Here is an 8,735-nt window from a genome sequence, read left to right on the forward strand (position 1 = left end):
AAAGGCCCCGGTTTCCCGGGGCCCTCAAATCAGTTGCCGAAGAGCAGATCCATCAGCGTGCGCTGTGAATTCTCGTTCTGATAGACCGGCTGCTGGGGCTGTTGGCCCACGGCCGCTGGCGGCGCGAAGGGGCTGGTCGGCTGCACCTGCTGGCCCTGGAACTGCTGCTGATTGGCAGCCGGAGCGCTCGGCACCCAGACCTGCTGGCCCGTGGCCGGATCAACCACCAGCACCATGGGCAGACCGGTCTGCGGATCGATCGGGGCGGCATTATTTGTGAAGGCCGCGTTCGGGTCGGTGGTGAAACCTGCATTGGGATCGGTCTGCAGCGGCAGGCCGGTTACCGGATCAATGGCCTGTCCCTGCGCATCGAACTGCTGCTGGGTCTGGTCAAAACCCCCATTGATCGGCAGGCCCGTCGTCGGATCGGTCATCTGCCCGGTCTGGATCGGCGGGTTGGTAGAGGCCCCCATGCCAACCGGAGCCAGATTCGTATTCGGCAGCCCTGTGGCCGGGTCGATGGCCACAACCTGGCCCGTCGTCGGATCGGTCATGGTCTGCACCGGCTGGCCGGTGCCGCCATCGACATATTGCACCTGCGGCTGGCCGGTCGTCGGGTCGATCACCGGCTGCCCGGTCACCGGGTCGATCAATTGCTGGGCAATCAACTGGCCCTGATAGGAGCCTCCGGGAATGCCGACAGGCGAGCGGCCGGCATGGGCCTTGGTCATGAATTCGGACCAGATGGCCGCCGGCACGTTGCCGCCCGAGAGCGTGGTCTTGGTGTCGTTGTCATTGCCCAGCCACACGCCGGTGACCATGGCCGAGGTATAGCCGACAAAGAGCGCGTCGCGGGCGTTCTGGCTGGTGCCTGTCTTGCCGCCAAAATCCCAACCGCCCAGATTTGCGCCACGCCCGGTGCCGACTTCCACGGCGGTCTTGAGCATGTCGTTCATCTCGCTGAGCACATTGGGATCGACGACGCGGCCGGGGCCGGCATCGGAGGATTCATAGAGCAGCGAGCCATCCTTGGAATTGATCTTGGTGATCACATTGGGGATGACACCCATGCCGCCATTGGCAAAGGGCGCATAGGCCGAGGTCAATTCAAGCAAGTTCACTTCCTGCGTGCCGAGCGCGATGGAGGGCACCGGCGTCATGGGCGAGGAAATCCCCATGCGGGTCGCAACGTCAATGACGGCTTCCGGCGTCACGTCGATGGCAAGACGACCAGCAATGGTGTTGAGCGAATAGGCAAGACCCTGGCGCAGCGTAACCGTGCCGGCGTATTTGCCCGAGGCATTGCGCGGGCTCCAGCCATTATATTCGAACTGGGCGTCCTCAGCCAAAGTATCGGGCGTATAGCCCTTTTCCATGGCCGCCATATAGACGAAGGGCTTGAAGGTCGAGCCGGGCTGGCGTTTGGCGGTCACGGCACGATTGTACTGGCTCGCCTGATAGTCGACGCCGCCCACCATGGCGCGCACCGTGCCATTGACATCCATGGCAACCAGCGCGCCCTGCGTGAAGCCGCGCTTGGAGCCTTCATTGACCACAGCCTCGCGGACAGCAAACTCGGCGTCCTTCTGCATCTTCCAGTCGATGGTGGTCTGGACCACCACGTCGTCCTTGATCTCACCGATATAGGCGGTCATCAGGCTTTCGACCCAGTCGGCCACATAGGATTCTGAACCCGCGACCACCGTGCGCACCGTCCCCTGGTCAGACGAAATCTGCGCCGCATCGGCTTCTTCGCGGGTGATATAGCCTTCCTGTGCCATGGAATTGAGCACGAGGCGCTGGCGCTCGATGGCGCGCTGCGGATTGGCCTTGGGGTTATAGGCGGAGGGCGCGGGCAGAATGCCGACCAGCATGGCGGCCTGGCCAAGCGAAAGATTGCGCGCGGAAACGCCGAAATAGGTCTGCGCCGCAGCTTCGATGCCGGTGGCGCCGGAACCGAAATAGACGCGGTTCATATAGAGTTCGAGAATTTCTTCCTTGGTGAAATTCTGCTCGAGCCAGATAGCCAAAATGGCTTCCTGCACCTTGCGGCCCAGTGTCTGGTCGGGGGTAAGAAAGAGGTTTTTGGCGACCTGCTGGGTCAGCGTCGAAGCACCGCGCGTCACTTCGCGCGCCTGCACGGATTCGACGGCCACGGCGATGAGACCGATGGGGTCGACGCCAAAGTGGCTCATGAAACGCCGGTCTTCCGAGGCAATGAAGGCTGCGGGCACATATTGCGGCAATTCGCGGAAAGTGACGGCCTCGCCGCCGGTCTGGCCGCGATTGGAGATCAGGCTGCCGTCGGCCGCCAGAATGCGAATATTGGGCGGGCGATCGGGAATAGCCCAGCTATTGGACGAGGGCAGCTGCGCGCCGTAGTAGACAATGATGCCGATTACGGCGAGCCCGCCCCAGAGGCAGGCGACAAAACCCCACCAGAGCAGCCCCATGAGAAAGCCACCCGAGCGCGAACGGCGCTTCTTGGGTTTTGCGGTTTCGGCCTTGCCGCGACGCGGCTCCTTTTCGGCGCGCGCCGGCTTCTTGCCACGCGGCGGCTTGCCGCCATTGCCGCCACCACCACCGATGGGACCGCCGGAGCGTTCATCATCGACAAAACCACCGACGGACTGGCCAAGGCTCGGCTCGACGCGCTGGCCTTTTGCGGCGCGCGCTTGCGGCTTGGCACCCCTATTGGGCTGGGCACCAACGCGATCATCGGCCGAAATGCGGAAGTCCATCGAGCAAACCTGTCCTAGGGAGTCTCATCCCGCTTCTATCCTGTTCTCTCCATGAGGGAAACAAAAGGTAAGCAGGAGGTTAAAGTCCTCTGGCGCGCTGTGGACGGGATTTCCCGTCTCTGCTGCGTCTCGCGTTCGGATGAGACGCTTTTCCGCGGTAAATGTGGCCGGTTTATGGGATTTGCAACGGTGGCGACCCCAGTGTGGCCCCGCCGCCACAGGCCATTTGCTGACCCGATCTGGAACAGCTCTTTCTACCCGGATGACTTCTGCAGTCGGCGGACATAGTCTCAGAATCCAAAACCCAGCATGAAGAGCGCGCCATGCCCCGCTTTCTCGCCGTCTATACGATGCAACCGGAAGATCTCGCCCGTTTCCGCGCCATGCCCAAGGCCGATCAGGACGCCGTCGACGACATCGGGCTCAAGCAATGGGCCAAGTGGGAGAAGAAGAATGCCGCCTCCTTCCCCGATCACGGCGGCATGGTCGGCAAGACGCTGCGCGTGACGAAGAATGGGGCGGCACCGGCGACCAATCCCTTTTGCGGCTATATTGTCGTCGAGGCCGAAACCATCGAGGCCGCGGCAAAGCTCTTCGAAAACCACCCGCATTTTTCCGTCTTTCCCGGCGACGGCGTCGACATCATGCCCTTTCTTACCGGGCCGTCGACCTGATCAGGGCCTTGCGAGCGCCCCAATGAGCGGGCAGAAAGCAGCATGCGCTTCTGCCTCCTGCTCCTCGTTTTTCTGCTGTCCACCCTGTCGCCCGCTCGCGCCGATATGGTGGACGCGGCCTTCGACCGGGCCATCAGCCAGTTTGAAACCGCGCGCCAAAAACTTCCGGCCGAGCTTTTCGGCGTCGACGTCGCCGCCTATCGCGCCGCGCTGACGTTCAGGAAATTTACCTCAAGCCATTGGGGCGGCACCATCACCATGCGCGTCGAAAACGGCAGCGAGGCCAACAATTCCTGTTCGCGCTACGCCGCCTTCGTGCGCCTGCCGCCAAGCGAGGGCGAAGTCAGCCTCGTCCTCTGCCCGCAATTTTCAACCGATGGCGCCGATGCCCTGCGCACCCTCACCATCCTGCACGAACTGGTGCACGTCGTTGCCGGCCCCAACGAATGCCGCGCCATGGCCTTCGCCGCCCATGTCGAGCAGGCGGCGACCGGTCGTTTCACCGATGTGAGCAGCTACTGGCGCGCCAATAGCTGCGAGGGATCGGGGTTCAGCCTGCCCTAGCGCCAGCCGAGACCCGGCGCCACATGGGTGAGAATGCTCTCGATCACATGGGCATTGTAGTCGACACCGAGCTGGTTCGGCACGGTGAGCAGCAGCGTATCGGCTTCGGCGATGGCTTCGTCGCGCTTGAGTTCCTCGATCAGCTTGTCGGGCTCCGCCGTATAGCCACGACCGAAGACGGCGCGCTTTTCCGGTTCGATATAGCCGAACTGGTCTTGTTCGGAGCGGCCCGTACCAAAGAATGCCCGGTCCTCGTCATTGACGAGAGCAAAGATCGAGCGGCTCACCGAGACGCGCGGCTCATGGGTGTGGCCCGCTTCCTTCCAGGCCGCGCGATAGGCGCGGATCTGTTCAGCCTGCTGGATGTGGAACGGCTTGCCGCTCTCATCGAATTTCAGCGTCGAGGACTGCAGGTGCATGCCCATCTTGGCCGCCCAGATCGCCGTCGCATCGCTCGCCGCGCCCCACCAGATGCGGTTGCGCAGGCCTTCCGAATGCGGCTCAAGCCGCAGCATGCCCGGCGGATTGGGGAACATGGGCTGCGGATTGGGCTGGGCAAAGCCCTTGCCCTTCAAGACTTCCAAAAACACCTCGGCATGCTGGCGCGCCATATCCTGGTCGGTCTTGCCCTCTTCGGGCGCAAAACCGAAATAGCGCCAGCCATCGATCACCTGTTCGGGCGAGCCACGCGAAATGCCCAGCTGCAGGCGTCCGCCGGCGATGAGGTCAGCCGCGCCGGCATCCTCGGCCATATAGAGCGGGTTTTCATAGCGCATATCGATCACGGCCGTGCCGAGTTCGATCTTTTTGGTCTTGGCGCCGGCGGCGGCCAGCAGCGGAAAAGGCGAAGCCAGCTGGCGAGCAAAATGGTGCACGCGGAAATAGGCGCCATCGGCTCCCAATTCTTCGGCAGCGACCGCCAGGTCGATCGATTGCAGCAGCGCATCGCCGGCCGAGCGCGTGCCCGATTGCGGCGAAGGATTCCAATGCCCGAAGGACAGAAAGCCGATCTTTTTCATATTTGCCTCATGGGGCCCAATTCATGTTGGGTCATAGCTAGGCGGTGATGGAGGGCGGCACAAGGCGGCCAATCGGAACGGATTGGTCCGCGCGAGTGAACGATAATCCGTTCGTTCCTCGCACCTTGCTGCGGTGGGCCATAGCGGACGCCGGGCTTGGCACAAGGGCTTTCGCCTGCAATAGGAAGGGCATGACCAATTCCAATGATGACTATGTCTATGACGAAGTAAGCGGCGAGTGGCGCCCGGCCTCGGAAGTAGCGGCCGCCGCGCAAGGCCAGGCCCTCGAAGTACGTGACGCCTCCGGCACCGTGCTCGCCGATGGCGATTCCGTCGTTCTGATCAAGGACCTGAAAGTGAAAGGCGCCGGCCAGACCCTGAAGCAGGGTACGGTCATCAAGTCGATCCGGCTGACCGACAATCCCGAAGAGATCGATTGCCGGCACGAGGCGATCAAGGGCCTCGTCCTGCGCACCGAATTCGTGCGCAAGCGGTAGCTCATCGTTCAGGCAATCCCGTGGCGTGCACACGCTCGGTCAAATGCTGAACCGTCCAATACATGCATTTCAGCGCCCAGGCCTCGGCCTCACGCATGTTGCGATCCCGTGCCCAGCGCGCCCGTCCCGCCTGCCGCGTCGGCAGATAGGCTGCCAGGTGCTGCACGGTGCAGGAAGGATGGCCGTAACTCGCGCAAAAGAGTTCAAGGCGCCGTAACTGCTCGTCGGGAGAGTAGGCGGGATCGCTGAGATCGAGCCAGGTCCAGGCGCTATAAGAAACATCCCAAAGCCGCGTGCCCGGCGCCACCGTATCAAAGTCGATCATGCCGTAGGGCACTGCCCCCCGAAATACGGCATTGGCGGGCGTCCAATCGTTGTGGCACAAAATCTCCGCGCCACTGTCCCGGACGGGCGCAAAGCTTTCCGTCGCATCGTGGAATTTGCGCAGAAGGGTGGCAGCGGCGGCCAGTTGATCATCGGAAAAGCCATCGGCATCGGCTGGCAGATCACTGGGAAGAAAAGTCAGGATTTCGCGGCCGAGATCATCGAGCCCCAGAAAACGCGGCGCGCCATCAAAACCCACCGCTTCGAGATGGCGCAGCGCCTGATGGGTCATGGCGCGGTCCCAGGTCATGCTCCTTCGGACCGTGCCGCCAAGGCGGACGACCCTGTTGACCTGCCCGCCGCGCAACTCGATCTCCTCGCCGTCCATTGCGTCCCATCCAATGTTCGTGATTGGCCCCCAGCGTCACTAAAGACACAAGCGACGGGCCGATACCATGACCGGAGATGGCGCCCATGCTAGGTGCGGCGTGACGCGGACACGGAAGAGCAGAAGATGGACGAGTTGACCTATCGCAGCGAACTCATGTCGATCCTTCGCCAGCAGTCGGCCGCAGCCATCCAAACCCTGCGCAGTTTTGATGCGGTTTTACCGGAGAGGGCCCGTGCCGTGCAGATCATGGTTCATCCCAGCCAGGATCCGGATGGGACGTTCACTGTTCTGATCCACCTTGATGGGCCGGAGCTGCATGCTCTCAACAAGGCGATCCGCGGCTGTCGTACCTTGTTTGAGGTCCGCTATGTCGATGGCAGGCTTCAGCCAGATGTTCCTCTCTTCGATCCCTTTTCCCTGCCGTTCGAAGTCAACGACGTGATTGTCGACACTGCGACGAGCTGGGTGGAGGAACTCTGGCCTGCCTTCGGCGGCACCAGCAGGGGCTTGCCGGCTTATGTATGCGGAGAGGAGCGCCATGGCACCAGAGGCACGGTTCAACTGACGCCCTGAGCAATGCAGAAGCCCCTCTTCCTCGCCACACAGCAGAAAGGCCCAGGAAGAAGAACTTCCTGGGCCTTTGCGATTGAAGTCGTCGTTGATGCTTCCGGGTGTGCTTCCAAGCATAAGCTGAACTTGTGTCCTGCGCATTCCCTAGCCTTTGCGCACACCGCAAGGCCATAAGCTGAATGACTGCTAGGGCATAATATGAACACAGCATACAGGAATCGGCCCATAAGCTGAAATAGCGATTTTCTATGGCAAACTTCTGCTATCGGACTGCAGATTCAGCGCTGGAATTGTCCCACACGCCACATGCAGGCACCTTCCCAGCCAACGCTATCGACTAGATGCTGGTATCATGGCCCGCAGGATGGATTCGGTTGGTGAAATGCCGTTGATGCTACCAGACAGCACCGTTGTCGCGATGGGCGACGTCGCAAACTCCCTCATCGAGCGCGCTTTACTTCACGGCGCACCCATCATGCCGAGGCCCCCGCGGCAGGAGCCGGGGTTAGTGGCCGCCGTTCATCTTGGAGCGTTGCCGCAGATTAAGAAATCTTGGTCATCGCCATTGGCAGCACATGGACTATCTCTGCAGATGACCGGCGTGTTCTGCCACCAGTCGCCTTACGTGGTTTTCGGATCAGGCAAGACTTGTGAACTGGCGGATCTTTTAGTGGTTGTCGACATTCACTTGGCCAACCGCATGGAGAGAAGGGCGGTCCTGATCCAGGCCAAGATGGCATCACAAGCCAAAACCGTTTCCGTCTCGGGCATCTCAAGCCTGACCCAATTGGCGCTTTACCAAAGCTGGCCAGATTTCGACTTCAAAGACAAAGCTTATGGGCTGACTGGGGTCAACCTTCGGCATGGCTCAGATTCCGCGCATTCCGGGACGTTCGGCGTAATCGATCGCCACTGGAATAGTTCAGCCGCACCTCGTTGGACGCAGCATCCCGCTTCGCCGACACCGCACAAGACGATGAATGCACCAACGCTTGGGACATTCTTGGCTCGCATGATTGGCAGAAGGGCTGGATACGGGCGTGACGCAAACCCGCACTCGCGAACGGCGTGGGCGAACATGATAGAGGTCCTTTTGCGCGAGAACCGATCAAAGATGTTTCGGGATGCCCCTTCGATGGGAAAAGGAGTGTTTCAGCCGAGGATGATGTTGGCATTCTCAGCCGTAAACGGCCCATTATGGCCGGCCCTTTACGCAGGTGGCTTTGACCTGCCTCCTGACGTCACCGTCGTGGAAATGGACGATGGGCCCACAGGGATTTCCACCATACACGTGGCTGTTTCCAACGATCCTGATTTCGATAGCTACACAGATTGAGTTCAGATTGCGAAAGTGCATCTCGTTCAAATGTAGTGTCTAAACGGCAACCAAGAACGCCCACCATCCGGCCCCGCCGTGAGAATTTCACCAACGAGATCGGCGAACCTCAGTGTCACCGGCAACCCCGATGAGAAACCGGCGCTGTTGTAGTTGAGCTTTGTCAGAGCCATCAGGTCCTCCAAAACTGTCTCGATCCTCGTGTCGCCACGCCTGACCTTCACTGTCAAAGGATTTGGCACCTCCCTGCCTGGATAGGTCTCGAGGCGAGGCGTGTACCCCACCGTCCAGAGGTACGCGCTGTGGTCATCGACGATGAGCGCCGTCCCGCGCAGAACCGGATTCTGCCCAAAGCGGAATAGCTTGATCTCCCGCTGGGGCTTGATCTGAACGCCGACGAGATTTGTTTCGTCCGGCACCGTGCTGGTGAAACCCTCCCATTCTTCGTCACCGAACTCGATCTTTCCGTGGATGAAGAGCTCCTTCGGGTAGCGGCCGTGCATCTCCTTGTAGCCTTCGACGATCATGCTCATGAGGTTTGCGGCCTGCGCGCGGTCGAGCTTAAAGCTCTTGTTGCTCTCCGAGTACCAGGGGCCGACTGCGCCCTTGAAGACGATGC

Annotated in this window: 8 protein-coding genes and 1 pseudogene; 5 read left to right on the plus strand and 4 right to left on the minus strand. The window is 61.0% G+C overall.

The window, feature by feature from the left end; all coding sequences use genetic code 11:
- Nucleotides 1–29 precede the first annotated feature (29 nt).
- Nucleotides 30–2,741, minus strand: coding sequence for a transglycosylase domain-containing protein (locus tag ACSQ2A_RS20750; RefSeq protein WP_436073764.1), 2,712 nt, complete (start codon nt 2,739–2,741; stop codon nt 30–32).
- 323 nt (nt 2,742–3,064) lie between these two features.
- On the opposite strand from ACSQ2A_RS20750, the gene ACSQ2A_RS20755 reads away from it, so the two are divergent.
- Nucleotides 3,065–3,415: a hypothetical protein gene (locus tag ACSQ2A_RS20755; protein ID WP_436073765.1), complete on the plus strand. Its 351-nt coding sequence runs from the start codon at nt 3,065–3,067 to the stop codon at nt 3,413–3,415.
- A gap of 42 nt (nt 3,416–3,457) precedes the next feature.
- Nucleotides 3,458–3,979 carry a hypothetical protein gene (locus tag ACSQ2A_RS20760; RefSeq protein ID WP_436073766.1) on the plus strand — a complete coding sequence of 174 codons (522 nt, stop codon included), beginning with the start codon at nt 3,458–3,460 and terminating at the stop codon, nt 3,977–3,979.
- Here ACSQ2A_RS20760 and ACSQ2A_RS20765 read toward each other — a convergent pair.
- Complete coding sequence (locus tag ACSQ2A_RS20765) at nt 3,976–4,998, minus strand: LLM class flavin-dependent oxidoreductase (protein WP_295413757.1); 1,023 nt, start codon at nt 4,996–4,998, stop codon at nt 3,976–3,978. The genes ACSQ2A_RS20760 and ACSQ2A_RS20765 overlap by 4 nt on opposite strands.
- 191 nt (nt 4,999–5,189) lie before the next feature.
- Between ACSQ2A_RS20765 and ACSQ2A_RS20770 the strand changes: the two genes are divergently transcribed.
- Nucleotides 5,190–5,495 carry an alkylphosphonate utilization protein gene (locus ACSQ2A_RS20770; protein WP_436073767.1) on the plus strand — a complete coding sequence of 102 codons (306 nt, stop codon included), beginning with the start codon at nt 5,190–5,192 and terminating at the stop codon, nt 5,493–5,495.
- Between the two features lies 1 nt (nt 5,496).
- On the opposite strand, the gene ACSQ2A_RS20775 is transcribed toward ACSQ2A_RS20770, so the two are convergent.
- On the minus strand, nt 5,497–6,207 hold the full coding sequence (locus tag ACSQ2A_RS20775) for a phosphotransferase (RefSeq protein ID WP_436073768.1): 711 nt from the start codon (nt 6,205–6,207) through the stop codon (nt 5,497–5,499).
- Nucleotides 6,208–6,333: 126 nt separating this feature from the next.
- Between ACSQ2A_RS20775 and ACSQ2A_RS20780 the strand changes: the two genes are divergently transcribed.
- Together ACSQ2A_RS20780 and ACSQ2A_RS20785 are read left to right on the plus strand one after the other, a co-directional pair.
- Nucleotides 6,334–6,783, plus strand: coding sequence for a DUF6389 family protein (locus tag ACSQ2A_RS20780; protein WP_436073769.1), 450 nt, complete (start codon nt 6,334–6,336; stop codon nt 6,781–6,783).
- 349 nt (nt 6,784–7,132) lie between these two features.
- Complete coding sequence (locus ACSQ2A_RS20785; protein WP_436073770.1) at nt 7,133–8,116, plus strand: hypothetical protein; 984 nt, start codon at nt 7,133–7,135, stop codon at nt 8,114–8,116.
- Nucleotides 8,117–8,142: 26 nt separating this feature from the next.
- On the opposite strand, the pseudogene ACSQ2A_RS20790 reads toward ACSQ2A_RS20785, so the two are convergent.
- Nucleotides 8,143–8,735, minus strand: a pseudogene (locus ACSQ2A_RS20790) (hypothetical protein); the annotation flags it as partial.

This window comes from Devosia sp. LjRoot3 (genome assembly GCF_964252865.1).
Lineage (GTDB): Bacteria > Pseudomonadota > Alphaproteobacteria > Rhizobiales > Devosiaceae > Devosia.

Bases quoted from the DNA above. Each gene is read 5' to 3' on its own strand.
- ACSQ2A_RS20750 (WP_436073764.1), bottom strand. From the start codon at position 2,741: ATGGACTTCCGCATTTCGGCCGATGATCGCGTTGGTGCCCAGCCCAAT.
- ACSQ2A_RS20755 (WP_436073765.1), top strand. From the start codon at position 3,065: ATGCCCCGCTTTCTCGCCGTCTATACGATGCAACCGGAAGATCTCGCC.
- ACSQ2A_RS20760 (WP_436073766.1), top strand. From the start codon at position 3,458: ATGCGCTTCTGCCTCCTGCTCCTCGTTTTTCTGCTGTCCACCCTGTCG.
- ACSQ2A_RS20765 (WP_295413757.1), bottom strand. From the start codon at position 4,998: ATGAAAAAGATCGGCTTTCTGTCCTTCGGGCATTGGAATCCTTCGCCG.
- ACSQ2A_RS20770 (WP_436073767.1), top strand. From the start codon at position 5,190: ATGACCAATTCCAATGATGACTATGTCTATGACGAAGTAAGCGGCGAG.
- ACSQ2A_RS20775 (WP_436073768.1), bottom strand. From the start codon at position 6,207: ATGGACGGCGAGGAGATCGAGTTGCGCGGCGGGCAGGTCAACAGGGTC.
- ACSQ2A_RS20780 (WP_436073769.1), top strand. From the start codon at position 6,334: ATGGACGAGTTGACCTATCGCAGCGAACTCATGTCGATCCTTCGCCAG.
- ACSQ2A_RS20785 (WP_436073770.1), top strand. From the start codon at position 7,133: ATGGCCCGCAGGATGGATTCGGTTGGTGAAATGCCGTTGATGCTACCA.